Here is a 26,921-nt window from a genome sequence, read left to right on the forward strand (position 1 = left end):
TTTATTTCTCAAAGATCATTTTCATTCATTACAGGAATGCTTCAATTGTATCTTAATATACCGGAATCGTAGCTTTAAGCGTTGTACCTCTCTGAAAGCCGGAACTGATCAGCATTTGTCCCCCTAGGCTCTCAATACGTTCTTTCATGATTGCTAAACCGAAATGTGCCCCGCCTAACGATCCTTTTTCAAGTTGATCAGGATCGAAACCTTGTCCATTATCCTTCACCGTTAATTCTAATTTATCTCCACTTAGTTCAACACGGACTGTCTGCTTCTTTGAACCGGAATAACGCAGTGAATTGATTATTGCTTTTTGTATAAAGCGGTAAGCGGCTATTTCGACGTCTTCTGAAAAATGATCATTTAACTCAATACCTTCTGTTTCCAGTATGATGAAATTTGGTTCCTTCAGCATAATATCCTGAAACAGCGATTGTATGGCAGGAATTAAACCCAAATCCGATAAAACTGGCGGACGCAAATTGTGAACCGTTTGATTCAGATCATAGTTCAGATCATTGATTTGATTTCTGATCCAGGAAACCACCTGTTGGGTCGTATCATCACCGAGATTTTCTTTTTCCAATATTTTCAGCAGGCGGCTGATATCCAGAACACTCTGTACCGGGCCATCCAATATTTCTTTGGACAAACTTCCTTTGCCTCGTTCAATCATTCGGATTAAGGAATTGGTAATACACTGAAGTTCCCGGTTTCTTTTTTGCGAGCTCCAGGATGTTAGCGTCAAGGCATTAATATCCTTGGTCAAGTTGTCGATAATCAGCAGCATCAGCACTTCGTAGGCCAGCTGACCGGCAAGCAAAGTAAGAAAAGGTAATTCAGACTTTTCAAATTTAATATGGGAATAGCGGTGCCCAAAGAAAATGCCGCAAGTGGAATTTTGGGAAACAAACGGCACAAAAATCTCAGCGGGACAATCATCCGAAAGAAATCTTGCTTCCAAATCTTGTTTTTGGTTTCGACTAAAATACGCTTCTAATTCGGACTGTTCTTGACGGTTTTTTCTAAACCGGCCGACCGCTTTTCTCAAACAGCCGGTCTGTTCATTTTCAACAATGATGAACACCCCGTCAATTCCTAACGTTTTGACAGCTTCTTCAAAAACATGGTCTTCAGAGATAAGGGAGGTCATGCTTTTGTTTAACTCCGCAACCCTTTGTTTCAAGCCGATATTTGTTTGGAAAAAGCTAAGCCTTTCCAATAATTTGCTGATAATTAGCCGAATAAAATAAAGACAAACAAAAAACAGCAGGGATAGGAAAAACGCAGATAAATAAAATTCGATATTAATAGTATTGATAATTTTACAAAAGTAAAGAACGTACAAGGCAATTAAACTAATAAAAATTATTGTAAGGAAATTGGTAATTATTATTTTATACAACCTTCGGCTGTCCGGCAAATACTTGTTAACAATCGCATAATATAAAGAGACTGGCACGGCAGAAACAAAGATGGTACTAATCTCAGTGTAACCCAGCTTGTGCATATTAAAAATTGTTGGAAGGGCTATTAATACTACGCTCGGTGAAAAACCAATCACCATTCCGGTTAGGACAATCCCTGCTTCATTTTTTTCCGGCCGGTCTTTGTGTAGCCTCATGACTTGGACTAGGTTCCATACCGAAATAAGAATTCCGATAAGCATATTGGACAATGCCAGTTTTCTGATAAAACTCGCAAGATGGACTAACCCCAAAGACTGTAGGACAGTCAGGATAAGAATAATCGCAGATAGAATAACAGCGATTTTACAGCTGTATGTATTGATCCAATTTTTATTGAGAACAGGAAAAATGGAAAAAAAAGCAATCAACAATACAGGTGCTGCCGAAAACGCTATATACTCCAATTCTTTAGCGAAAAACAGACAACGGCCGGAAGCGTAGGTAAGAAGAATCACCAAGCCAAACAACCATAGCAGCCAGAATAAAGTACGGGCCTGTCGCAGAAAAGGGCGTTTAATCCAGGTCAAAAAACCTAAAAGCCAAAAAATGAACCCTAAAAGAAACGTAGGGCTTTCGCTCATAACTGTGAGTAAATCAAAGTGTTTGGGTATTATAATCTCCAGAGCTGAAAGTTCACCCTGCTTACAAAATTCAATCGAGGAAGTGCCTTCCATTAGATTCCATTTTTGAACTATATCGTATTCCCCTGGGTCCCCCCCGTTAATTTTCAGGATCTGGTCCCCCAGCTCAATACCGGAGCGATAGCCTTCTCCGTGGGTATCGCAAAATGTTATCAGCCATTGACCATTGACGTTCTCTAAATTTAGCCCAATGTAAGGTTGCTGTAGGCAAGCAGAAAAATAAACCAGCCCCAACACAATAAAGACGATACTCGCAATATAATAAATTTGCCGGTTAATGAATCTACCCCACAAGATTGATCATCTTCTCCTTCTGTTTTTCCGGAACAGGAATGGTCTCTAGAATTTCCCGAGCTTTTTGACGGTAAATTTCAAACATTACGGAGCAGTACTGGGCAACCCCTTCTTCGGTAGCTATCTGCTTTAACAGATGTTTTTCTTTATCTCTAAACGCTTGTGATTCTCCGGTGTAACATTGTGTTAAACGCTTAAACTGTCCGGCTGTTTCACCCTTGAGTGTATGACATAAATACACATACGGCAGGGTTTTCTTATTGCTAACAAAATCTTTCTTTTTTTCAAAATCCAGAAAATCATTGAGATCGTTACGGATTTGGTTCATAATCCCGAAGTTGAGACCAAACTTGGCCATGGACTCTGCAAGCGTTTCCGTGGCATTTCCAAGGATGGCCCCAATTTTACAAGCACAAGCAGTTATACTGCCGGACTTTTGCCTTACCATATCAAAGTATTGTTCCAGCGATACCCGCTGGCTGTCAGTATAGAGAAACTCCAGGAACTGCCCGTTACTGGCCGTGGTTCCCATACGCTGCAGCGCTGTGCAGACTTCCCTGTAAATCCTATCATCCGGTATTGCGGCTATAGCCTCAAAACTCAGCATTAAAAGACAATTGGCCAAGTTAATGGCATTGGCCTCAGGGATCTGACGCCAGGGCAAATCATCATGATCCTTGTCCTGTATATCATCAAAAATATCCGCTGCCAGGGCAAATAACTCCATACTTATGGCCCCTGGCAGCGCAGTCTCCGTATCCCCGCCTATACACTCACAGCACATACTGGTCAAATGAGCCCACCTAAACAACTCACCCGTTGGGCTGTCGGCATTTAGCGAAGCTTGGATTATTCGGCCCATTTCCAAACACAGTCCGGATGACCTTAAGATTCTTACAATTTCGGCATCAATAACTTGATCGGGCTGAAGGATCATGGCTTATTACCACGTCTCAAGGATACCAACTTCAATTGCCACAGTACCCCCGGATACTTCGCATCGGGAAAAAACATTTTGTATGACAGAGAGCTCACTGGTTTTTACAGCATTTTTACCATACTTGTCATCCTTGGTCATTAAATTCTTGGGATTTTTGACACATTCATGAACCAAATTAGCAATACCTTCATAGTTCATCTTAAAAAACCCCTTTCATAATAAAAAAATTTACCGTTTGTCTTACTGAAAGTAGTCTTTAGTCAAAGTTCTCATTCATTTCTGGTACATTTCCCTCAGCTTGATCAATTATAAGGAGAATTCTTCAAATAGCGCCAGATTCCTTCAGCGAATAATAGAATGTTTTGTCGAATTTTACATTTTATCCCATACAGTTCAAAAAATAAAAGCCCTGCCCCGACTGCGGTGGGCATGGGCCTCCTAAAACTCATCATAGGAATTGCAAAAAAATACTTGTAAAAATGTATATATTGGGAATACTAATCTCAAACATTTATAAAGAGGTAGTACGAAAGATGAAATACGATAAACCAACTTTAGCTATGTTTATGGGAGCTTTATCCACGATTCCCTATGAAATCGTGACAAGAATCCTCATGACTTTTGGGTTTGCCAAGTATAGTGTATATCAGCTTACTAGCTTTATGATAACATTGGACAGGCCTAATGCTATCCTGGGAGCGATATATTCCATCATATTAGGTTGTGTATTATCTCTTGTTTTTTACTACGCACTTAAATTCTTAAATCATGACTATTTTATAGTCAAAAGTATTGGCATTAGTTTATTAAACTGGTTAACATTAGAAGTCATTTTCATGTGGCTTATTGAAGGGCGTAACTTTATTCCGCCTAGACCGATCAATGATTATTATTCAGAAATGATCGGTTCAATTGTGTTTGGGATTACGCTAGGACTACTGTTTCGCTATTATTTATTTAAAGGTTATAAGAAAAGCACATCATAGGAACATTTTGCAATCACATTTGCAAAAAATCTTCAATACATAGCATCACCTGTTCAGCCGTCGGACTTAGAAGGATCAAATGACCGCCTTTTGGGAAATACCTAATCTTTTTCTTGTCCGACGACACATGTTTATTGATATAATCCACACTCTTTCTTCTTACAGTATCATCATCTTCAGCCTGAATAATTAGGATTGGACAATTTATTTCCTTTAATTTTGGCTTTGTTTGGTGTAGTAATAACAAAAATTGGATCATAGACAAAAACGGTGAGATCTTTTTTGCTTGTAAATATCTCTTGATATGGTTAGGCTTCTTGTTCTTCATATCATCCGCAATATTACGAAACACTTGGTATATATTCCAATAAAAGATGGGGGTATTGATTGTCACAATACCCTTAATATCATGTTTACAAGCAAGATTAAATGCAATCAGCCCTCCCATGGAGAACCCTATCAGCAGAATTTCTTCCCCAATTTCTTTCAATCTTAAAAGTTCACGTTCAGCAGAATCTATCCAGTCCATGTAAGTTGATTTTTTCATTTCATGTCTGGTTGTTGAATGGCCTTTTAATATAGGACAAACAACATCATAACCAAGAGCAGTCAAATATTCGGCCAAAGGCTTCACTTCGTGTACCCCGCCACCAAACCCATGAATGATTAGGCATTTCGTTTTCTTATTATCCATAGAGCTCACCTATCATTGCCCCTATTTTTACCTGTCACATTTATGATATATATCGATATCTTTATTATGTTCCAAAATTATAAGAAAATCATCACAGTAATCTTGAAGCGATACAGAGTAACCATTATTTTTTATATTTCTCTTTTTTAGCGATCGTTCCTCTTCAATCTTATATAAACTTGCAGAAAAATACCCGCCGGTTCAAAACCCGCGGGCATCTTTGGAATTCCGGGAACTACTCTACTCTTACGGCGGTTCCGGAAGTGCTGACCATCAGCATGCTGCCGTTGGCTCTTAATCCAGGTCGATGCCGACTACGGCATTAGCTCCCATCTGGAACGCCCGGTCTTCCATTTCTCGCAAGGCGATATTGCGGGCTTCCTGCAGTTTCTCTTCATAGGTGCCGGAACGACCGCCGATCACATCGGTGATACTCGCAAAAATATCGCGGACAATATTGGCTCCCATAATGGCTTCTCCGGTAATCACCCCGTAATATTCGGTGATCCTGCGTCCTTCTACGGACGGTGTCGTTGTTAAAATCATGTTGGTTTCCTCCATTAAGTTACTAACTCAACTTTCCCACCCTGTCGGGTAGGTTGAAACCTTGAAAGTCTTTGAAAGTATGGTTAAATACAACAAGGAAACCACCAAATCTGGTATAATGAGAATAACCACAAACCCAATAATACCAGTACTTTGGAGGTTTCCTATGACCAGTATTATACCAGATTTGACGAGTAACGAAAATGCTGTTTCCTCACGAATCGATCAATATTTTATCCAGAATTCATTTTCCAAGCTCCTTAAACGTTGCAATTTTTATAAAGAATCAGGAATTCCGTGTGTGACTATTTTAAAAGAACTTTTCACCCTTGTTTTTACCGGAAAGAATCTCTTTAGAACACTTGAAATGAAACCCGAAGAATTATCTTTCCGTAAAAATACAGCCTATCGCTTCTTAAACTCCGGTCATTATAATTGGTCAAAACTCCTGTTGTTACTAGCATCTAAGGTCATTGATTTTGTTAATGGTTTGACCAGTGATGATCGGAAATCGGTACTCATTGTTGATGATTCTCTTTACAGCAGAAGTCGAAGTAAGAAAGTTGAACTGATGACTCGGGTCTTTGACCACACAACCCATAAATTTGTGAAAGGCTTTCGAATGCTGACTTTGGGCTGGTCCGATGGAAACACATTTCTGCCTATTGGTTTTTCACTCTTAAGTTCCCAGAAACCGGAGAAGATCTTGAATCCGGCCAAGCCTTTGGATAAGCGAACGATTGCTTACAAAAGAAGAACCGAGGCGATGGGGAGTACAACCGATGCTTTGATTAATCTTCTCCACTGTGCTGCTCATATTCCAGCTAAGTACGTTCTTTTTGACAGCTGGTTTGCCCATCCTAAGACGATCTTAAGGGTCAAACAAGAAAAGCGCGATGTTATTTGCATGTTGAAGATTACAGAGAAAATTCATTACCACTATAACGGAAAATGGCAGCCCCTTCAGGAACTTCGTAAATTGGCAGGTGATATTGCTGATGCTAAAACAGGGATCATCGGTTCAATAACAGTTCAAATACGTGAGACCAAAAATATTCAAGACTTAACCGATGTGAAAATTGTTTTTGTTCAGGACAGACGATCGAAAAACTGGCTGGCCCTCCTGAGTACGGACTTGGAGCTATCTGAAGAAGAAATTGTCCGTATTTACGGCAAACGCTGGGACATAGAAGTTTTCTTCAAAGTATGCAAGTCGTATTTGGCTCTGGCTAAAGAATACCAAGGACGAAACTATGATGCTCAGGTAGCCGCAACATCCATCGTATTTCTAAGATACATTATGTTAGCAGTTGAAAGCAGAAATACTCAGGATGATAGGACAATTGGAGAACTATTTTACTATTACAGTGATGAAATGGAAGATCTCAAACTTTCTCAAGCATTAGTATTGTTAATCGACACTCTCAGGCGTGTTCTAAGCAATTTTCCTGTCATAAGCCAGGAATTAGCCAATATGATTATGGATACTTTTCTTAGCACTATTCCACGGTCTTTCAAAGAACGATTGTTGTTTGCAACCTGATGTGTCAGAAAAATCATGGCTTTAACCATTATTTAATGGTGGGAAAGTTGAGTTAATTACAGTTACCTATCATTCACAACAAGGTCTTCCTGCATAATCTTGTTAAAAACAGTAACCAGATACGGATCAAATTGTTTGCCGGCGCACTTATTGATTTCAACAAGTGCACTATAGGGGTCCATGGCCCGTTTATAGGGCCTTTCATGCGTGATCACATCGTAGGAATCAACAATAGAAACTATCCTCGAGAACAGCGGGATTTCATCTTCTTTCAGCCCCTGCGGGTAACCTTTTCCATTCCACCATTCATGATGACCGAGAACGGCTTCTGAGACATGCGCTAATTCCCTGGACGACTGCGTGATCCGATAGCCGATTTCGGAATGTTTTTTCATAATGCTCCATTCTTCCGGGGTCAAGTCACCTTGTTTTTTTAAGATTTCCCCCGGAACACCGATCTTGCCGATATCATGCAGCATTGCAACTTGGACCAATTCGACGATCTCTCTTGGGGACAGGCCGATCTGACTGCCGAATTTACTGACCAGACTTTTCAGCCTCATGACATGGGCTTCCGTCTGATAATCTTTTTCCCAGAGCAGTTTTTCCAGGAACTCGATGATGGCAAGGCGGGATTTCTTGCTTTCATTTAATTTGTTGCTATACATTTTTTCCTCAGCCTGGCTGATCATTTTTGCCAGGGGTTGTTCCCTGTTCTCATAAACCGTCAGGCCAAACGAGATATCTATTGGTACCGTTTGCGGGCGGGAGATTTTTAAATTATTTTTAATATTGTTTAAAAACACGCCGGCCTGATCAAGCGGCACACCAGGCATGATAATGATAAATTCGTCCCCGCCCCATCGGATAATCACATTCTCAGTGCCGATCGTCTCTTGCATGATTCTGATCCCGTCAGCAAGCAATTCATCCCCTTTTTCATGACCAAAGGTGTCGTTGATCAGTTTCAGACCATTAAAATCCCCCATGGCCAATGTTGCAGGCATGAGGGTTTTATCAAGGAAATCTTCCAGCACATTTTCAAAATAGGTACGGCTGTAGGCCCCCGTTAATTTATCATAAATGACAAGTTTTCTGATATTTGCTTCTTTGCTTTCGAGCTCCTCCCGGATGCTTTGAAAATACAGGGCCTGCATATTAAGATAAGCAAGCAGACCAACAACACCGGCAACTAAATAACCTACAGACGGTGAAATAACGTTAATTAATTTGCACAACGGATAAAGTAAAATCGACAAGGCCCAAAAAATATAGGTATAGCCAAGTATTATTCGGATCGGGCCTTGTGGTGTTTTTGCTTTTAAGCATGTCATAGCAGCTTTGGATAATAATGCAATGATCCAGACAACAGATAGAAGTAAAAGAGCGGTTGCCGAGATTCCCTGAACAGCAATACATATAAAAGCAACGATCAGAAAGCCCGTGCCGATATCCCAAAACACCGGGTAGCTTCTGCTAAAAAACAACAGCGTACCCTTGAATATCAGCCAGTACCCTGCGATCGAAGAGGCATAGTTGATAATCTGAAGCACCACGGACGGGCTGTCGGTTTCCAGCAATGCAGTTCTGGAAAGATAGGTTATCATGAGCATCAAGACAGAAAGACTCCATGCTAAGAAATAATGTTTCTTCTCGGAAAAATATAAAAATCCGTAAGATATCAACAAGACCAGGGTAATTGAAATACTGGCTGCAACGATGGAATCCGCTGTCATATTAAATCCCCTCCTCAGAAAAAAAAATCGCGGCCAAAGCAGCCGCGGTTTTCATCTTCTGTGTGCAACCCGACTGTCAATATGCTTCAGCACTTAGACTCGTAGCTTTGCGTCCCTGCTTTTCAACAGGTTTGCCAATGGATCATATGATTTTAACTCAATTATAGTAAAATACACGAAATCTGTCAATAAATGTATGAATAATCAATAAATGTATGAATATTCAGAGTCTGACTATTCATACATTTATTGATTAATATTATGCAATAGATATTATCATCCAGATCAGATTCTTCTTACATGGTTTCCAAATTTAGTTCATGTTTTTTTCCTTTGGATGATCAGGATCAGACCTGCCAGAATCAGCAGGATCGGGACCACCAGGCCTAGATCTATATAGCGCTGAATTGACGTTACAAACATCCCAGTAAAGGATATGCACGCTAGAGCGGTTAGAATAAAAACAGGCACCAGCAGACCGCGCGGGCGTCCGGAAAATAAATAGAGTTGAAATAGACCGACTGCAACAGCCAGCGGATAGACCGGCCAGGTATATCCGGAAAATTGCCAGTGTGTAAAAGTCTCAAAGATGAACAACAGACCAATAACGGTAAGGATACCACCGGGAACTAGCAATCCGGGGCTTTCTTTCTTACTGAAATAGTTGAATTCAAAAGCAAGCCCGAGAATAAGGATCAATACCGGCCAAAGAAATTCCATACTGAAGATTTGCCAGTTGCCAAGATTATCTATAAGCAGCAAGCCTCCTGTAAGGATTAGAATGATTCCCCAAAATAAGCCGCTTTTGTTCATATAGAGCCTCCTCTCACCTTATAAAGGTTAATAAGATACTCGAGATTTAAGAACTACAAATTCGTGTTAGATAATGGATTATTTTGATAAATAAAGTTCCCCGTCGTAGGAAGAAATCCTTCCATATAGATCAGGCCGGCGGTCTCTAAAGATCCCCCACTCCAGCCGCTGAACCTCGAGCTGGTCCAGATCAAATTCCGCGATTAGAACCGCTTCTTCGTTTCGTCCAGCCTCCGCTATCTTATTACCCTGCGGTCCGGCAATGAAAGAAGAACCATAGAAGGTGATTTTGGAATCATCCTCTTCCTCGACACCAATCCGGTTGGATGCGACCACAGGGATCAGGTTCGCGGCAGCATGGCCGAGCATGCAGGCCTGCCAATGGTCTTTGGAATCGATCGCCTGATCCATCGGTTCTGAACCGATGGCTGTCGGATATAACAGGATCTCCGCCCCCATCAGGGTCATGCAGCGGGCAGCTTCCGGGTACCATTGATCCCAACAGACGCCGACTCCAATCTTGGCGTAGCGCGTTTGCCAGACTTTAAAGCCTGTATCACCGGGGTTAAAATAGAATTTTTCCTCATAGCCCGGCCCGTCGGGGATATGACTCTTTCTGTATTTGCCGAGGATCTCACCATCGGCATCAATCACGGCAATCGTATTATAGCGCGCGTAGTTTTTCTTCTCATAAAAACTGATCGGCAGGACGATCTCCAGCTCTCTGGCAATTTTCCGGAAATGTCTGACTGCTTGATTATCTTCTAGCTCTGCTGCATAAAGGTAAAAATCCGATTTTTCTTTCTGACAAAAATACGGGGTTTCGAACAACTCCTGCAATAGGATGATCTGCGCGCCCCGGGCTGCTGCCTCCCTGACCAGTGTCTCCGCCCCCGCAATATTTTCTTCAACGTTACTGGTGCAGCGCATCTGGGTTGCTGCCACTTTGACGTTTCTCATCGTTAATATTCCTTCCCAATGCCTGATTTCGGTGTGTTCTGAACCTGATCTTACAGGTGTTTCTACTATTTTGTTAATTTGTATGCATTTTCTATTTTACATGATGCAGAAAAAAACCACAACGCAGAAGAGCGCAACATATAACAGATGTATCTGCTACGTTCTCCTCTTTGTTTATATTTTTATTTCAGATTTTGGTATATATTGTCGGGCAATTCATACACTGACCTTCAATGGTTTACAGCAGGCATCTGCTGGGTTGTACAGTGAACATTGCCGCCTTCCCCAATAATTGCCATTCCATTAATGGTGCGGATCCGTCTTTCTGGAAAGATCCCGCTCAGGGTCCGAATAGCCAGGGCATCTGTTTCGGCAGCCTGGCCGCCAAATACAGGTAAAATAATTCCGCCGTTGACAAAGTAAAAGTTCAGATAACTCAGCGTCAGGCGTTTACCGTCGGCAAATACGGCGGGAGGCTGCTGTATTGGGATGATTTCAAAGGTTCTTCCTCTGGCATCCGTTTCTCGGCTTAACACCGCAAGGTTTTCCCGGGTAATCGCATAATTCGGATCGCAAGGGTCATCACAGACCTGAATCAGGATTTTGCCAGGCGAAGCAAAACAGGCGATATTGTCGACATGTCCGTCTGTTTCATCTCCACATAAGCCTTTTCCCAGCCAGATGACTTTGTGGATACTCAAATATTTCTTCAATAGTTCCGTAATCTGCTCCCGGGAAAGATCAGGGTTGCGGTTCGGATTGAGCAGGCATTCGGCCGTTGTCAAGAGTGTACCTTCTCCATCCACGTGCAACGAGCCGCCTTCCATAATCAGCGGCGCATCAAACGGTTTCAGGCCGAGGTGCTTCAATATTTGCGGTGCGACCTGGTTGTCCAGATCCCAGTCCGGATATTTGCCGCCCCAGGCATTGAAGTGCCAGTTGATGCCGGCTATATCTCCCTGATCATTGACGATAAACGTCGGCCCGTTATCCCGAAGCCAGGCATCATTATGCGCCAACGGCAGGAGCTCGATCTGCCTGTTCCGAAAGCGGCCTTCGAGCAGCAATCGTTCTTTGGGGTTTACCAATACGGTGACGGGTTCAAATTCCCCGATAGCTCGAATAATGTCGGTATAACCCTCGCAAACAGCCTCGTAATTTTCCGGATGACACATTGATGCCCCGACCGGCCAGGAAATAAAGGTACGTTCGTGTCTGGCCCATTCCGCAGGCATTCTATATTTTAAATCGCTCGGAAACATCAGTTTATCCTTTCTTTAGCAACAACATATATCATCATTACTTTCAAATCTACTTTTGTCATGATGATTATTTATGGTTCATTTTACATGAAAATCCAACTACTTTTCAAGGCATAAAATCACCCCACGATGATTGTGGGGTGCATCAGACAATATTCAATGATTGATGGGTATACGTTAAAGTTATTCTTTATCTTGAAACTTTTCCGTGTCTTCACGCCGGATCTGGGCGCGTTTGATCTTGCCGCCGATCGTCTTCGGCAGTTCGTCGACAAATTCGAGAATTCTCGGGTATTTATACGGAGCCGTCACCTTTTTGACATAGTTTTGGATCTCTTTTTTTAACAATTCAGAAGCCGTATAGCCTTTGGCCAGCACAACAGTCGCTTTGACGACCGTTCCCCTAACAGCATCCGGCGCGCCGGTCACAGCACACTCCACGACTGCGGGATGCTCAATTAGTGCACTTTCAACTTCAAAAGGACTGATCCTATAGCCGGACGCCTTGATGACATCATCATTGCGGCCAACAAACCATAAAAAGCCGTGTTCATCCCAGTAGGCCATATCCCCTGTGTGGTATGTATCGTCATACCACACTTTATGGGTAGCAGTTTCATCCATGTAGTACCCACAGAACAATCCGGCAGGTTTATTGGAATCAGCCTCGCGGATGACCAGTTCTCCTTCGACTCCCGGAGGGCATGGAGCTCCGTTTTCATCGACCACATCGATCTTGTAAGCCGGGTTCGGTTTGCCCATTGCTCCCGGATAGATATCCAGCCATTCAAAGTTGGCAACCAGCACGGTTGTCTCGCTCTGGCCAAATCCATTTAAGATGCTTAAGCCGGTAATGCTTTTAAAACGGTTAAAGACATCCGGATTTAAAGGTTCTCCGGCTGTGGAGCAGTGAACAATCGAGGACAGATTATATTTTTCGAGATTGTGTTCAAGCAGAAAACGATAAATTGTCGGAGGTGCGCAAAACGTGGACAGCTTATATTTTTGCATCATTTCCAAAAGCTTTTCCGGGATAAACTTATCCATATCATAGACAAACTGCACCGCACCGCAAATCCACTGGCCGTAAATTTTCCCCCAGCCGAATTTAGCCCAGCCGGAATCGGAAACCGTCAGGTGCAGCCCGCCGTCCACGACGCGCTGCCAGTATTTAGCCGTCACAATATGACCAAGCGGATAGGTGAAGCTCTGAATGGCCATTTTTGGCATGCTCGTGGTCCCTGACGTGAAATAGATGATCATTGTATCGTCATTCGTTGTCGCGTCAGCACCTGTCGGCCGGACCCAGTTTTCGGAAGCAGCCTCCATGCTGCTGTCAAAATCAACCCAGCCGGGACGCTTAGCACCGACCAGAAACAGCGTCTGGAGCGTTGATGATTCTTCCCTGGAAGCTTCGACATGGTCGAGAATTACCGGATCATGATAGGCGATGATCGCTTTAATCGATGCGGCATTATTTCGATAAATAATATCCTTCTGCGTAAGCTGATTGGAAGAAGGAATATAGATCGCGCCGATTTTGGCCAGAGCCAGAATCGCTATGTACACTTCATAACGCCTTCTCAGGATCAGCATGACTTTGTCGCCTTTACGGATCCCGGCTTCGCTTAACATGTTCGCCGTTTTATCCGAGTATTTTTTCAGATCGGCAAAGGTAAATATCCGTTCATTATCGTGGTCGTCGCACCAGACCAGCGCTGGACGCTCTGGTTCCAGACGGGCATATTCATCGACGATATCATACGCAAAATTGAAATTGTCAGGTACTTTCACTTGATAATTCGCACAAAAATCTTCATAAGAATCAAAATCGGTTTTCCCGATATATCTTGAAGCGAGGTTCATCTGTTCACATCCTTTATAAAAGTATGACGGTTAAAAATTTTGCTGATCTTTTTTCGAGGGCTAGCATTTTATGTGGAATCAAGGAATTAAAATACAGAGAGTCTCCCGGGTCCAGCACATATTCCATACTGCCGATGATGACTTTCATCTTGCCTTCCAGACAGAAGTTAAATTCCTGTCCGTGATGGGAAACAAGTTCAGGACTATTTTCTGCATCCAGGGTCACCAGCAGCGGTTCAATTTTTCTGTTAACGTACTGATAAGCCAGACTCTGAAAATCATACTGGTCATACCGTTCAACTTTGAGACCCTTACCCTTTTTGATGAAGCAGACATCATGCAGTTTGGGCGAGACACCGGTAAGAACATCCGTTAAATCGACCTGATAACAATCGGCAATTTCATAGAGAATACTGATCGGAATATCATCTTCTCCTTTTTCATACTTCAGATATTCTTGAACAGGTAGTCCGATTTTACGCGCAGCCTCTTCTTCGGCCCAACCGGTAAGTAATCTTAAGCCTTTAATTCTCTCGGCAATATCCCTCACCTTTTCATTCATCTTTCAAGCCTTCCTTTCGCGTGAAATAGTGGATCATGTAATGATCCTCGAGGTACAGCCAGCGGGCCTTACACCTTTGTTCCTGCACAACGGCATTTGTCTCGAGAAGATGATCCGCTTTTTTGGCATCTTCCAGCAGGCAGAATGGGCAGGCATGATGCCGTTTGGCGACCGTGGAATAACAGCGCTCGCCAAGTTTGACACCGCTGTCCTGCGCTGCCTTATTTGTGGCGACAACGATCCGGCGGCTGGTAATCAGATAAGCCGGTTCTTCGATCAGCTCCAAGCCCTTGACAAAGCATCCGATGTATTTCTGTTTGCGTAAATCAAGCTGAATCTTCATAAAGCGGGTGTGCTTGATTTTATATTGATTCAGACATCGGGTGATCCGGCTTTCATCTTTCTGGGAATGAAAAAGGAATTTCATCCCGTATTCAAAGCCGTCATCTTTGGGGGTCTTGCGAATAATCAGCGCATTAAATGAAAATTCTTCATTTTCAAACGTAAACATGATATCGATAATGACAATATTGACTGGAATATCCACTGGGAAAAAAGCATATATCCCACCTGTGCTCAAATCCAGGATTGCAATCGGAAATGTTTTCTCCACTTCGACCTTCCGGTTGTTAATCGAGGAAATCTTCGCTGTGGCTGGAATATCATGGATCAAATCGACACGGAAATACTTCCGCTTTTCCTGAAAGTCTTCCATCCAATCACCTCATGAAACAGTTTGAAAATCATGTCAATGCGTTTTTCTGATAAATACCATTTTACATGATGTTGGATAGAACCACAACGAATGTACCCGCAAAAATTTGCGAATAATATGCCACGGATGAGTCCGGACAAAAAAATACCAAAGTCCAAACATTGATTTGGAGACTCTGGTATTGCTAAAAAACACAATGCAGAAATATTGAGTTTTATCGTTACAAGTTTTACAGATTATTTTCCGGATAAAGTGTTTCGGGTTTCTTTTCTGTTTTTTCTTTTTTGTTTCATAATATTCTTTGGATTTTTGTCGCCCATACCGATCCTCCCTCACATGTTATAGGATCATTTTATCCATATTATGGATATTCTATACATTGTAAAAGGGATGCTGTTAAAAATGAGACAGCACAAGTATCAGCAATGGAATTGATAAACAGCTAAGCAAGGTTGAAATCAGCACCGTCTGTGATGCCAGACGTGCATCATTTTTGTATTCAATCGCCATTAAAACCGTATTGGTTGCAATAGGCATGCCGGCCATGATGACCGGGATGGCAATTAGCCACATCTGATCAATCTGAAAGATATATTTGACCAAAACCAGGGTTAATAACGGCATCACAAGCAATCTGACGACCGACAGGATATAAATACCGATATCACTGAACATCCGTTGAAGCGGCAGTTCACTTAATGTCGCCCCGATGGTCAGCATTGACAGAGGAACACAGGTATTTCCAATCGCATCGATCGTGCCGGTCATAAATTCGGGCAGCGGAACAGCGGTGATAAATAAAATGAACCCGATGATACTCGCACCCACGCCCGGATTAATAATTTTTTTCAGGTTTAGCCTTGTAGGATGTTCGGTTTTATTCGCATTCATGATTTTAATGCCAAGCGTATACAACAACAAGTTAAACATAATATTGTAGATCGCAGCATAAAATATTGCTTCTTTGCCATAGAGCGCCTGAAATATCGGAAAACCTAAAAAGCCTGTATTTGCAAAAACAATTCCAAAATTAAAGATGGCTTCTCTGGTCAGATCTTTGGTCAGGATCTTCGCTGTCAGTTTCCCGACGAGAAAGGCAAGACCGTAGCAGGGTATCGTAAGCAAGAAAACAAAAAGTGCCGTATGCAGCCTCTCCGTAGTAAAAGATACTCTCATCCCGGACAGGATCAAGGCCGGAAGTGCAATTGTCAGGACAAATTTAGAAAAAACCTGAGTCGCTGCCGGTGGAATAATCTTCACTTTGGCCAGGACATAACCCAGTAAAATCGTTAAGAACAAAATCCCCAGTTGATTATAGACGCCTTGTAGTTCCACTTTTCTCTCTCCAATAGTTTAAGCTGAAATTTTACGAAAGTTATACAATTTATTATTATATCATAAGCTGAAGTACTTTTTGAAATGCTTTTGGAATCGGCAGGTCCTTCAGTTTCTCCCGGGAAATCCAGGCAAGCCCTGATTTTACCTCCGAGTCCGGCTTGAGCGAGAACAAAATGACATCCATTTGCCAGACCTGATGTGTGAAAACATGCCGAACGCTGCCCAAGTATTTAATAAATCGGAGATCTAACTCCCAGTCGCGACGGAACAGTTCTTCCGCAGAAGAACCAGATTCCTTTTGGACGAGCGGCAGTCCCCACATGTTGCCGAGCAGCTGTGTATTGCAGCGGTACTCCATTAGAATATCCCCGTCGTTACAGACAAGCGCCGTCCAGTAATTGAAGCAGGTTGCTTTTTTTGCTTTTTTCTTAACCGGCAGGACAGTCTCCCTGTGCGTACGATGGGCCGTACAGACGGTACGCCAGGGACAATCCCGGCAACCGGGAGTATTGGGTGTACAGCACATTGCGCCAAGTTCCATCAGCGCCTGGGTAAAATCCCCTGCCCTTTCCTTGGGAATCATCTCTTCGATGATTTCCGCAATTTGCTTTTGGATTTTTTGCTGGCTGATGTCATCTTCAAGTCCCAGCAGACGGGTTGCGACCCGCAGTACATTCCCGTCGACAGCCGGATAAGGCAGATTGTAAGCAATACTTGCAATAGCCCCAGCCGTATAGTCACCGATTCCTGGCAAAGCGCGGATTTCCGGAAAAGTGCGCGGAAAATTCCCAGCGTACCTGTCGCGGACCGTGATGGCAGCCTGATGAAGGTTCCTGGCCCGACGGTAGTAGCCGAGACCTTTCCATAAGGTTAAAACGTCTTCTTCATCTGCATCAGCCAGGCTGCAAATATCCGGGAACCGTTCCAGGAACCTCCGGTAATAATCTATAACCGTATCGACCCGTGTTTGTTGAAGCATGATTTCCGATAACCAAACCGTATAGGGGTCGTTCGTTCTTCTCCAGGGCAGATCCCTTTTATTTTGGTCATACCAGGTCAATAATAACGCAGCAATCTCTAACGGTTTCTCCTGAATATCTTTTGGTTTATCTACTAGATCTGCTAATTTATTCAAACTGCCTCCCTGTTATTTGCCTCAATGTTAGATAATGCTAGTTACATGCATTTAGAGTTGACAAGTAACTGGTAAGAAGATCAGGCATTGCTGCAGAGCTGATCAGCTATTTTCCGTAGTCTGGTATCCGCCGTACAAAAAATAACCTGACGGAAACGTGATAGTTCCTGCAGATAAGCCAGTGCTTTCTTCCAAAATCCCTCGGTTCCGTTCATTGATCCGGCCAGAAAGAACAGAGGAATCTCAATGCTGCTGTCCTCAAGAGCGGCTTCAGCAAGGGCCAGACGGTAAGCAAAATAATACGAATAGGCTTCGGCCATCATCATTTCTTTTTTATCCGACAGGTTCAACGAAAATGCCCGCCTCAAAAACCGCTGCGCTTTAATCTTTAAAACAATGCCGTTCTCGGTCTGCCATTTTTGCAGCGAGGCTTCAAGCAGTTCCGCTGTATCATCAAGGGTATGCTGTAATTCCTGATAGGTCTGCCATTGCTGTTTTACGCTCCCAAGTTTTTTCTCCAGGTCATGGTCAATTTTCACAGCCTGACTATCCTGAAGGTCTTTACGGATCTTCTGTAGCCGGCTGTTTCTCTCCGAAAGCGCCTGGCGGGAAGCCGCCAGGGCGGCCAACCTTTCTTCTTCTGGCAGACATGCTTCACGTTCCAGTTCGGCAAGCGGTTCCAAAGTTCTGGACAGTTGATCCAGATTCCGCTTATTTAAGGCGATATCATACTGTTCTTTCAGTAAATCATATTCTTTTTCAGTTTCTTCTTTGATCCGCAGTTCACGCGCAATCAGCAGCACGGCCTCAAAGACCTCGTCGATATCGGCATCAGACGAGATCCGGTTCTGCAATTTTTCGCGCAGTTGTGATGCATATTCCTGCAGTTTCTGTTCTGTTTCCTGCTGTTGTCCTGTCTGTGCCTGCAGCGTCTGAAGCATTTCCGTGATATGGCTGTTTTTTTGCTGGTACTCGTCCCAACCGCTTTTCCAGGACGGAAAATCGGCTGCATTAACCATCTTAAAAGCTTGTTGCAGCCGCTGACTGTGGGACAGGATGATTCTGAGCAGTCCTTTTTCCCTTGCAGCTTTTTTCCTGACCACGTTATAATCCGTCTGCAGCCTGATATTTTTGCAGAAGCTTTGTCAGACGTGAAGCCAATCGGTCTTCAATACTGACTGCCCCGGACCGCCGGATGACCCTGCGGTCAATCATGCGTCCAAGTACAGAGTCCTGCCATTTTTTCAGACGTGCGTATGATCGGGCAAGTGAACGTCGGTCTTTGTCAGTCACACCGGCGATCAGCGCATATTTTTTGAGCTTGGCTTTTTCTTTAGAAAGAGACCTTTCCAGTTCCTTCGCGGTATCAGCCAAACCGGCAAAGCCTTCAAGCTCCTTCTGCGCGGCACGAAGCTCTTCTTCGGCGCTGCGTAAGTGCTGCTCCTCATTTTCCGGCAGTTGCCGATAGCCGGATGATCTTAGAGAATCCTGAAGCTCATGGATGGCCTGAGTCTGCCGGGTGATCAAAGCTTCGCCCTGTTCTGCCTCTTTTTGAATCAAGGCCCAGGCATAACACTCTTCCCGCAAACCTTCAATCATGTCCCAGTCAACCTGTTTATCCTGAACAACGGCCGTCAATCGAATCCCGGTATCCCTGCGCAGTTCTTCGAGGCGGGCAAGTTCCCCCTGCAGACGACGCAATTCCCGGTAATCAGGGTTCTCTCTCAGGATGATAAGCCGCTGTTGAACCTTTTTCATCTCAGCAATTTTTTCTGTCAGGAGATGCTGTTCAGCCTGTAGGTTTTTGATTTCGATCTGCAGAAAGCGCTGTTCTTCCTGCCGGTGGTTTGCTTCTTCCCAATCTCGTCTTAATGCCTCATACTCGGCTTTGACCTGAGCCATTCCATCCGCCTGTTCTTCGACGCGTTCTTTTGCCCTGGCCAGGGCGTCATGCACCCGTACCAGGGAAAGCTCTTCATTTCCGACCTGCTGGAGATTGGAGACCCTTCGGTACAAACCATGCTTATTGGTATCCGGCCAGACAATAAAGCCGCCCTGCCGGATTGCCTCAAAAGTCATATGCAAACCTGTCTGTTCACCGGAAAGCAGGATTTCTGACAATCCTTGTCTTTTCCGCTTGTCTGACGGTACCGCCGATACCCGGTCGTCATAGTATTCCTGCAGTAATTGATACAAAGCTTTTGCCAGTTCGGGTTCCTCCAGATGCAGCACCGTAAAATCCCCGGGTAAGGACCACTCCGTATCCCCGAGCAGCGGATGCCCCTGCAGCCCAATCTTATCAATCCTCATAATCTTCCCGTCCCTGACTGATTGCGGCCAATCCAATTTTCTGAACTAATTCCCAACGCCGCTGTTCTTCAGGCCGGTTTTCTGAAGAAAGGCGTTTTTGGATCTCTCTCCTGAATACTTCGGTTAAATCCGGGAAGCCGCTGGTTTGGCGTCTTATAACATTGCCATCGGCGCAAAGAGCCGGACCAGACTGGGATGTATGGTAAACCTCAAAGTAGCTGAAGTCTTCGGAGAGAAGCTGATGCAAAGTCTGGACTGTACTTTCCTGATCCAGATATGGCCCAGACAGAACAATCCGGAACAAATCCCTTTGCCGTTCTTCTTTCGTTGTATCCGCCAAAAGCCCGCTAGCAATCTCATTCGGTTCAGCCGCCTGCGGCCAGAACTTTTCAATATAGTTCCGTCTGCCAAGTTCCACAAAATCAACCTGTGTCAATTTCCCGTCTGTTTCTCCAAAAAGCACGCCATGCGGTCCGCTGTCCTGAAAACTCCTGGCTTCAGGTGATCCGCAATCTGCCCAGAAAGTATCACCGATCTGATGCAGCCCACTGAATTTCTGCTGATGCCCTAACGCCAGATAGGTTAAACCACTTGCTGTAATCGTCTCTGGTTCCAGAGGAATAAACCTATCCGTATTTTGTGGGGACGCTATCTCTGCATGGAGCAGCATCATCTGAATAGGTACGTTGTGTAAGGCAGGCTGAATCATCCCCAGATCAATCCGCTCCTGACGGTAATTCGTCCATCCCGAGCCATAGATGACAGTTCCTTTGGCCGGAATTTCAATATGGCTGACGCCCCCCGCAAAGATATGAACATTATCGGGCCATTCAGCAAAACGGTAGGCCGAAGAAATGACCAAAGGATCCTTATCCCCAGGAGTGATAAAGACACGGGTGTCCTTCAAGCCGGAGAACGACCTGTAGACACGTTCGACCGTTTCTTTACGCGCATTCTCTTGGTCGAATAAATCCCCTGTCACATACAGAAAATCCACTTTTTCTTTTTGGCAAAGCGTCAGGACGGCTTCGAAAGTATGCCATAAGTCCTGATTGCGCATTGCTGTCCAGCAAGCCGGTCCTTCCCAAGAACGGCTGTCAAATTGAAATCCGGCACAATGCACAAAACGGATGGTACTCGCCATTTTTTCACACCTCACCCTGATAACACCAAAACATCAATCGCTCGTCACTTACCAGCCATGTAAACATCGCAGCAAGCGGGCTGTTTGCAGCCAATACGATTTCCCAAGTATGCTGTTATGTTAGTTCTTGGAGACCCCGGCAAATTCCTGCTTACAATTGCAACTTACTTTTTAGCTCGATAAAAAATAGAAAATAAAAGCCAGAAATCTTCTGGCTAAGATTCTGCATATTTTCATACAGAAAAACCGCATTTAGACAGATTTCTGGTTGATTCGAGCCAAGCGTCTGCGGCGGACAGCGATCCTGTAAATCGCAAAAATAATCAGCGCTATAACAACAAGAACAACAGTGTAGACCGTCAGGGTTATTTTGTTCGGATTGGCGAGCAGGGATATTGGATGATGACTGTTGTCTACCACTTTTCTTCCAAGTACCATGCCGTAATCATCGGAAATCGTTGGAACTCCGCCGACTTTAGCAAATGACTGAAGATATAAGGCGAGGGCCTGCCATTCTTTGACTTCGGCATTATTTCCGGCTGTGTCTTTGACGATCTGGGCTTCAAAATCTGTAACCGGCGTACCTTCTTCTGTTTTCGGCACAATCGATAATAGACCGTAAGATTTATCGCCGACGATCGAAAGCATCTGAGCAGAATACAAACCAGCAACCACCCTGTATAATTTGGTATCGTCAATCTCTTCAATAGAGCCGTCCGGCTTCTGCAATACGGCGTCAGTGACCTTATTGAATATCATCCGGTTTGGATTATACGTGAAGTTAATACCTGACATGAACAACTGGGCTTCAGCCATCATCGGCGAGATCGAGGCATCTACTTCGCACAGGGTCTTTAATTCCTGGCCGGTTAAATAGACAGAAACCAGCGGATACCCCGGAATATTATCCGGACCGATCCCGAGGGAGCTTACGCTAAAAGCGTCTGCTGCCGTGATCGCCCCTTTAAAGAAGGTACCTCTGATCGTCCCGGCAGGTACAACTGCGACATCCACCGGAACATAGCCGGAACCTTCCGCCTTCTTCACAGCATAAACGTAGGCATCGGAAATCAGGTTGGCCAATGGATCTTCCTGATGCGTATTCAATAAGTCGTTGACCTTCCGAAAGTTATAGGGGGATTCTGCCAACACTTGATCATAATTTAACTGAAACGGTGTAAAGAATTTGTCCTGAACCTGCTGCTTGAACTGACTTACAATACCGGCAATCTGCTGATCCTCAGACAGGCTTTCATCGATTGCCGGCAGACGGTAAGCGACAAGTCCCCAGTCTGAAGAACCGGATTTTTGAGAAATTTGCAAAACACCGAGGTACTTGCAGCTGTCTCCGGCGGAACAAATAAGTGTCTTGCCTTTGATGATCGGTTCTTCAAGTTTGGTGTGGGTATGGCCACTGATAATCACATCAATATCGGGAACTTTTTTGCCAGGATCTGGTCTTCAGATTCGGATGCCTTTTCCCAGGTCCCGGAATGGGATAAGCAGACAATTAAATCAACCTTTTCCTGGTCTTTCAGGATCGAAACGATCCGTTCGGCGTTCGCGACTTGATCCGTGAATTCCACTTCGGCTTTCGGTGCGTTGGATGCCGCATCGTTTCCAATCAGGCCAAAAACACCGATCTTTACCCCATTCTTTTCAACGACGGTGTATTCGGTGATCCCATAATCCTGATAAGCCTGTTGCAGAGCTGCCAGCGAAGGCGTTAAGCTGCCGTCCTCCTTGGCCGGAAAGGCAATATTGGCCTGAACGATCCGGGGCGAAATCTCCCCGTTTTTCCGCGCAGCAACAGCTGCCTGAAGGCTGTCGGCCAGTCCGGAAGCCCTGTAGTCATATTCGTGATTACCCGGGGTTACAACATCATACCCCATCTGCCCCATAACGCGAAGCTCCGGGGAGTCTGTCCGAAAAATCGTCTGAAATGGCGTTCCCATGGAATAATCTCCGGCATCGAGGAGCAATGCATCCGGGTCACCCTCTTTCTCGGCAGCAATGGCGCTCTGGAGTCTGGCAAATCCGCCTGACTGATTTATCACACCGTTTTGTTCGTCTTTGACCGGCAGGAGATGATCATGCATGTCATGTGTAAACAAAATCGTCATACTCTTCTGAGTTTCGGCCGAGGCAATAGGAGAATTAATGGGCAAAACAAACATTGTGCCAATCAGGAAAGCAACCAAAGCAAATTGGATCCTTTTCATCATCTTTCCCTCCTCATTTCTATATCTATGCTATCGGTCTACCTATCTGTCAATCAATCTATCTATCCGTCTATCCGTCTATCTATGCGCTATGTTATTCTTACCAATCTTGGAACTTAGCCACTGAATTATATCCTGAAGAACTTGAGAACGGTCCGTTTCATTGTGCAGTTCATGTCTGCAGTTTTCATATTGCTTTACAGTAACATCACGGATTCCAGCTTGTTGGTAACGCAGACGCAGAGCTGTGATAATTTCTCCGTAGTGGCCGACAGGATCCATTTGGCCGGAGAGGATCAGAATCGGAATGTCTTTCGGGATCTTCCTGATGTTAGACTTCTTTTGTACTTGCAAAATTCCGGCAAAAAAATCATGATAGAACGCTAAAGTACAGGTTCCCCCGCAGTAACTATCCTGAATATATTCATCGACAACAAGCAGATTGGTGGTAAGCCAGTCAAATTCCGTCCTGTTTTCTGCGCACCGGGCATTGAAGTTTTTAAAAGTCAGCTCGTGAATGAATTTGCTTTTGTAAAGCTTTCCTTTGACCAGAGCTATCATCCGACATAAAAAACGGCCAAAATACAGCATAAACGTCGTGTCTCCGCCCGGGCCGGATAAAATAAACCCCTGTACTCCCTGCTCATCTCCATAGAGATGCATATAATGCTGAAGAATAAAGCTTCCCATACTATGACCAAAAATGAACAACGGCAGTCCGGGATTTTCTTTTTTGATCAGAGCAACAGAATCATAGACATCATGTACCATAAGGTTCCAGCCGTCTTGACCCGCAAATCCTTCCATGCCTGCGGTTTCAGTTGTTTTGCCATGGCCTCTCTGGTCGTAGGCATAAACAATGTACCCTGCCTCCGTCAACTCCCTGGCAAACGGCGCATATCTGCCGGAATGCTCCGATATCCCGTGGATAATCAAGATGATTGCTTTGGCGGGGAGCGTATCCGGCTCCCATTTGGTTGCAAATATTTGATCTGAAGGATGGATATTCCAGTAGCTTTGCTTTTCTCTCATGCTATTTCCCCTTACGGCAAATTAGAGGTGTGGTATCCGAGGTGTGTGTATCCGTTTAATGAAAACATTCATTTAATGAATCACACCTAATATATCATCTTGAAGACAAATTATCATCCTTTTCCCACGTTATAAATATTTCCAGAATTTTGGACATGCCTTTTTTCCAATGAATTGTTAAAATACTGGTAAGAAGCGAACGAGACCGGTACAGAATTCCAGATGAAAAAATTTGACGCGTGGAGGATTTCAATGACGAAAAAAATGGTTGTTACGCTGCTTCTTTCTGCAATCCTGATTCTCGGCTTAGCTCAGGTAACGTCTGCTGCCCTCGGCGATACACTTCTGAAGACAGGCTCGACGGGGTCGGATGTCGTAGAACTACAAACCAAACTTAACTGTCTGGGTTACAGCGTCGGCACAGTGGACGGAATTTTCGGACTCAAAACACAAGCCGGTGTCATCGCTTTTCAGAAAGCCAAGAATTTATCGGCTGACGGAATTGTTGGGCCGATCACGGCTTCAGCCATAAACACCGCCTATACGAATAAAGCGCAGGGCGTCAAAGCCAGCGCGATTGTTGCGACGGCCCAGAAATACATTGGTGTCCCCTACAAATACGGAGGTACTTCCCCATCGACTGGATTTGATTGTTCCGGATTTGTTCAATATGTTTTTGCGCAAAACGGCATTACCCTGCCGCGTATTTCCAGGGACCAGTACCTGGTTGGCAAAGCGGTCAGTTTCGCTAATTTACAACCGGGAGATATCGTTTTCTTTTCAATTGCCAAAAACGGTGTCGTTGATCATGAGGGGATTTACATTGGCAATAACCAGTTTATCAATGCTTCAAGCTCCAAAGGTGTTGCTGTTTATAGTTTCGGAACCTATTGGAAATCTGTCTATCTCGGGGCAAAACGGGTGATTTAGTGGTTATATGAATCATGTTCATTTCGTCGGCTGAAATATATTTATTCATTTATTGAGAATGTCCGGATCGAATAATATCTGACATTCTCATTTTTTCTGACCTTGTGGCTTATTCGTTTATCAGTAAAAGTATTTAAAAAAAATCGCAGATTGTGTTATATTAAGACAAAACACAAATCAGTCTGCTAGCTTATCCTTTATGGACAGAAAGGACATCATATGCCTGCGAACCATCCGAAAAAACATTCGCATCATCAACCTAATCGGCACAATCACTCCACTCAGCATCAGCAATCCTGCAACTGTGGCCATGACCATTCCCAGAAGACCGGCCATGCCGTTCATGTTCATGATGCTGAATCCTGTCCGGTCTGCAGTGGTTCGGAAACCATTACGCCGGAAGAATACCTAAATAAAATTGAGGAAGCCGTAAATAAGCTCCCTCAAAATAAAACCAGGGACAGAATGCACCGGCTGATTGTCCTGACAGCCGGCACAGCCGCCTCGGCCGCTGAACACAAGGATACCATCCTGCTTCAAATCACAGAGGTATATCTGACGCTGCGCCTGGCGGAGGAATCCGGTCAAACGCTGGCTCCCGAGGACGCCCAACGTCTTTTCCGCGAACTTTCCGGGCAGGCCGGCCTTGCGCTTACTGCCAAATATGGTCTGGAAGGATTGACCAGGGTTGGCTTGGACGCAGACTCAAGCAGCACGCCGGGAACAGCCTCGCTTGTGTTTATTAGCTGCTATGCAATCGGCAAAGTATTGATGCAATATTTCAGGAAGCAAAAGGAAGGCTCCGCCTTGGCCGCTGAAGAAATCAAAGACTGCTTTCGGGCAGCGAAGGCCGAAGCAGAACGATTGGCACGAGAATAAATTTGGGTATTTATTTCAAGAGCGTTGTACTAGACATACTTTTTAATCACGATGGACTGGCGGCCTTTTTTAGAAAGTCCGCCTACTTCCTGAAGCTTGATTTTTCCGAAGCCGCGCAGAGATAGCGTATCCCCTTCCGCAACTGTCTTATCTGTTTTGTCACATTCCAGCGAATTTAGCATGACCTTCCCGGATTCAACATATTCCCCCGCTTTGGTACGGCTTAAGTTAAAACCTGCCGCGACCACACTGTCCAGCCGTAATGAGGCTACGGTGTCTTTCAGCAGAAGAACTTTTTCTTCCGGTATTTGCAGCAATCCCGCAGAGATGATTGCTGTTTTTATTTTGACACGGCCAACTGATTCCAGATTGTTTATCAGGAACGGCAGGATTTCTTTCAGGACAATCAGATCACAGCTTTTTTCTGTGACCAGAATGTCACCGACCGTTTCCCGTTTGATTCCTGCCCCCATCAAACTGCCTAGGAAATCCCGATGCGACAGGCCGCTGTCTGCAGGATATTCCGCCCGGATAAAAGCTAATGGGCAATATTCATCATCCTGAATGACCTGTTCGGGCTCCAAGTAGTCCGGAAAAAAGACCAATACGGTACGCTCAGCCCCTTCATAGCCTCCCCAGAAAAAGTGCCGGGATCTTCCGTCCGTAATAAGCATATTTTCGGCCAAAGACCGCTGCTGCTGATTGCAGAACCTTGTAAAGGTCGGAATATTCTTTTTCTCGGATTCTTCAAGCTTGTCAAGGACCCGGGCAAGCAGTAGCCTGCTTTCTTCATCCTGGGCATATTTTTTGACGATTTCGTTTTTATTAATCATGCAGCATCCTTTTAAGAACTTTTAAACAATTATTTCTTATATATCTATTGTACTGATTTTCAACGTAT

The 26,921-nt window shown here is 44.3% G+C and carries 24 protein-coding genes, 1 pseudogene and 1 riboswitch; of the genes and pseudogenes, 4 read left to right on the forward strand and 21 right to left on the reverse strand.

Going from position 1 to position 26,921, the window contains the following annotated elements; genetic code table 11:
- Window positions 1–52: 52 nt before the first annotated feature.
- The 3 genes from DEHRE_RS07330 to DEHRE_RS07340 are packed head-to-tail and all read right to left on the reverse strand — an operon-like array spanning window position 53 to window position 3,545.
- On the reverse strand, window positions 53–2,407 hold the full coding sequence (locus DEHRE_RS07330; protein WP_019226860.1) for a sensor histidine kinase: 2,355 nt from the start codon (window positions 2,405–2,407) through the stop codon (window positions 53–55).
- Window positions 2,397–3,344 (reverse strand): polyprenyl synthetase family protein, encoded by a 948-nt coding sequence (locus tag DEHRE_RS07335; protein ID WP_019226859.1) that lies wholly within the window; start codon window positions 3,342–3,344, stop codon window positions 2,397–2,399. The genes DEHRE_RS07330 and DEHRE_RS07335 overlap by 11 nt, the downstream gene beginning before the upstream one ends.
- 6 nt (window positions 3,345–3,350) lie before the next feature.
- Entirely contained in the window at window positions 3,351–3,545 is a 195-nt protein-coding gene (locus DEHRE_RS07340) for a hypothetical protein (RefSeq protein ID WP_019226858.1), read from the reverse strand.
- Between the two features lie 335 nt (window positions 3,546–3,880).
- On the opposite strand from DEHRE_RS07340, the gene DEHRE_RS07345 reads away from it, so the two are divergent.
- The gene (locus DEHRE_RS07345; RefSeq protein ID WP_019226856.1) at window positions 3,881–4,333 is read left to right on the forward strand and encodes a hypothetical protein; all 453 of its coding nucleotides are present in this window, start codon (window positions 3,881–3,883) and stop codon (window positions 4,331–4,333) included.
- A gap of 13 nt (window positions 4,334–4,346) precedes the next feature.
- Here the strand turns inward: DEHRE_RS07345 and DEHRE_RS07350 are convergent, their stop codons facing one another.
- The gene (locus tag DEHRE_RS07350) at window positions 4,347–5,027 is read right to left on the reverse strand and encodes an alpha/beta hydrolase (protein WP_019226855.1); all 681 of its coding nucleotides are present in this window, start codon (window positions 5,025–5,027) and stop codon (window positions 4,347–4,349) included.
- 235 nt (window positions 5,028–5,262) lie between these two features.
- Window positions 5,263–5,573, reverse strand: a pseudogene (locus tag DEHRE_RS07355) (heavy metal-binding domain-containing protein).
- A 166-nt stretch (window positions 5,574–5,739) separates the two neighbouring features.
- On the opposite strand from DEHRE_RS07355, the gene DEHRE_RS07360 reads away from it, so the two are divergent.
- Window positions 5,740–7,116, forward strand: a complete 1,377-nt coding sequence (locus DEHRE_RS07360; protein ID WP_025205691.1) for an IS4 family transposase — start codon at window positions 5,740–5,742, stop codon at window positions 7,114–7,116.
- A gap of 62 nt (window positions 7,117–7,178) precedes the next feature.
- Here the strand turns inward: DEHRE_RS07360 and DEHRE_RS07365 are convergent, their stop codons facing one another.
- The 15 genes from DEHRE_RS07365 to DEHRE_RS07425 all read right to left on the reverse strand — a co-directional run bounded on the left by DEHRE_RS07365 (window position 7,179) and on the right by DEHRE_RS07425 (window position 24,211).
- Window positions 7,179–8,852: a diguanylate cyclase gene (locus tag DEHRE_RS07365; protein ID WP_019226741.1), complete on the reverse strand. Its 1,674-nt coding sequence runs from the start codon at window positions 8,850–8,852 to the stop codon at window positions 7,179–7,181.
- Window positions 8,853–8,912: 60 nt separating this feature from the next.
- Window positions 8,913–8,998, reverse strand: a riboswitch (cyclic di-GMP riboswitch).
- Window positions 8,999–9,170: 172 nt separating this feature from the next.
- The gene (locus DEHRE_RS07370) at window positions 9,171–9,665 is read right to left on the reverse strand and encodes a LiaF transmembrane domain-containing protein (protein ID WP_019226740.1); all 495 of its coding nucleotides are present in this window, start codon (window positions 9,663–9,665) and stop codon (window positions 9,171–9,173) included.
- A gap of 78 nt (window positions 9,666–9,743) precedes the next feature.
- Window positions 9,744–10,625 carry an N-carbamoylputrescine amidase gene (gene aguB, locus DEHRE_RS07375; protein ID WP_019226739.1) on the reverse strand — a complete coding sequence of 294 codons (882 nt, stop codon included), beginning with the start codon at window positions 10,623–10,625 and terminating at the stop codon, window positions 9,744–9,746.
- 230 nt (window positions 10,626–10,855) lie between these two features.
- The gene (locus tag DEHRE_RS07380; protein ID WP_019226738.1) at window positions 10,856–11,887 is read right to left on the reverse strand and encodes an agmatine deiminase family protein; all 1,032 of its coding nucleotides are present in this window, start codon (window positions 11,885–11,887) and stop codon (window positions 10,856–10,858) included.
- 183 nt (window positions 11,888–12,070) lie between these two features.
- Window positions 12,071–13,753 carry an AMP-binding protein gene (locus tag DEHRE_RS07385; protein WP_019226737.1) on the reverse strand — a complete coding sequence of 561 codons (1,683 nt, stop codon included), beginning with the start codon at window positions 13,751–13,753 and terminating at the stop codon, window positions 12,071–12,073.
- 13 nt (window positions 13,754–13,766) lie between these two features.
- A complete protein-coding gene (locus DEHRE_RS07390; RefSeq protein WP_019226736.1) occupies window positions 13,767–14,315 on the reverse strand; it encodes a helix-turn-helix domain-containing protein in 549 nt (182 codons plus the stop codon).
- Window positions 14,308–15,030, reverse strand: a complete 723-nt coding sequence (locus tag DEHRE_RS07395) for a PilZ domain-containing protein (protein ID WP_019226735.1) — start codon at window positions 15,028–15,030, stop codon at window positions 14,308–14,310. The genes DEHRE_RS07390 and DEHRE_RS07395 overlap by 8 nt, the downstream gene beginning before the upstream one ends.
- A 396-nt stretch (window positions 15,031–15,426) precedes the next feature.
- Window positions 15,427–16,365 carry an AEC family transporter gene (locus DEHRE_RS07400; protein WP_019226733.1) on the reverse strand — a complete coding sequence of 313 codons (939 nt, stop codon included), beginning with the start codon at window positions 16,363–16,365 and terminating at the stop codon, window positions 15,427–15,429.
- Between the two features lie 55 nt (window positions 16,366–16,420).
- Window positions 16,421–17,503, reverse strand: a complete 1,083-nt coding sequence (mutY, locus tag DEHRE_RS07405; RefSeq protein WP_025205696.1) for an A/G-specific adenine glycosylase — start codon at window positions 17,501–17,503, stop codon at window positions 16,421–16,423.
- 80 nt (window positions 17,504–17,583) lie between these two features.
- The gene (locus DEHRE_RS15265; protein WP_242836901.1) at window positions 17,584–18,606 is read right to left on the reverse strand and encodes an AAA family ATPase; all 1,023 of its coding nucleotides are present in this window, start codon (window positions 18,604–18,606) and stop codon (window positions 17,584–17,586) included.
- 1 nt (window position 18,607) lies between these two features.
- On the reverse strand, window positions 18,608–19,813 hold the full coding sequence (locus tag DEHRE_RS15270) for a coiled-coil domain-containing protein (RefSeq protein WP_242836903.1): 1,206 nt from the start codon (window positions 19,811–19,813) through the stop codon (window positions 18,608–18,610).
- On the reverse strand, window positions 19,803–20,957 hold the full coding sequence (locus DEHRE_RS07415; RefSeq protein WP_025205698.1) for a metallophosphoesterase family protein: 1,155 nt from the start codon (window positions 20,955–20,957) through the stop codon (window positions 19,803–19,805). The genes DEHRE_RS15270 and DEHRE_RS07415 overlap by 11 nt, the downstream gene beginning before the upstream one ends.
- A 252-nt stretch (window positions 20,958–21,209) precedes the next feature.
- On the reverse strand, window positions 21,210–22,382 hold the full coding sequence (locus tag DEHRE_RS15275; protein ID WP_242836905.1) for a 5'-nucleotidase C-terminal domain-containing protein: 1,173 nt from the start codon (window positions 22,380–22,382) through the stop codon (window positions 21,210–21,212).
- The gene (locus DEHRE_RS15280) at window positions 22,379–23,182 is read right to left on the reverse strand and encodes a metallophosphoesterase (protein WP_242836906.1); all 804 of its coding nucleotides are present in this window, start codon (window positions 23,180–23,182) and stop codon (window positions 22,379–22,381) included. Before DEHRE_RS15280 ends, DEHRE_RS15275 begins: the two co-directional genes overlap by 4 nt.
- 75 nt (window positions 23,183–23,257) lie before the next feature.
- Window positions 23,258–24,211 (reverse strand): alpha/beta hydrolase, encoded by a 954-nt coding sequence (locus tag DEHRE_RS07425; RefSeq protein ID WP_019226728.1) that lies wholly within the window; start codon window positions 24,209–24,211, stop codon window positions 23,258–23,260.
- A 252-nt stretch (window positions 24,212–24,463) separates the two neighbouring features.
- Here DEHRE_RS07425 and DEHRE_RS07430 point away from each other — a divergent pair, with 252 nt between their 5' ends.
- Together DEHRE_RS07430 and DEHRE_RS07435 are read left to right on the forward strand one after the other, a co-directional pair.
- Window positions 24,464–25,141 (forward strand): C40 family peptidase, encoded by a 678-nt coding sequence (locus DEHRE_RS07430; protein WP_019226727.1) that lies wholly within the window; start codon window positions 24,464–24,466, stop codon window positions 25,139–25,141.
- A 219-nt stretch (window positions 25,142–25,360) separates the two neighbouring features.
- The gene (locus DEHRE_RS07435; protein WP_019226726.1) at window positions 25,361–26,020 is read left to right on the forward strand and encodes a hypothetical protein; all 660 of its coding nucleotides are present in this window, start codon (window positions 25,361–25,363) and stop codon (window positions 26,018–26,020) included.
- A gap of 29 nt (window positions 26,021–26,049) precedes the next feature.
- On the opposite strand, the gene DEHRE_RS07440 is transcribed toward DEHRE_RS07435, so the two are convergent.
- Window positions 26,050–26,853, reverse strand: a complete 804-nt coding sequence (locus DEHRE_RS07440; protein WP_019226725.1) for a YlmH family RNA-binding protein — start codon at window positions 26,851–26,853, stop codon at window positions 26,050–26,052.
- Between the last annotated feature and the right edge of the window lie 68 nt (window positions 26,854–26,921).

The organism is Dehalobacter restrictus DSM 9455, assembly GCF_000512895.1.
GTDB classification, from domain to species: Bacteria; Bacillota; Desulfitobacteriia; order Desulfitobacteriales; family Syntrophobotulaceae; genus Dehalobacter; species Dehalobacter restrictus.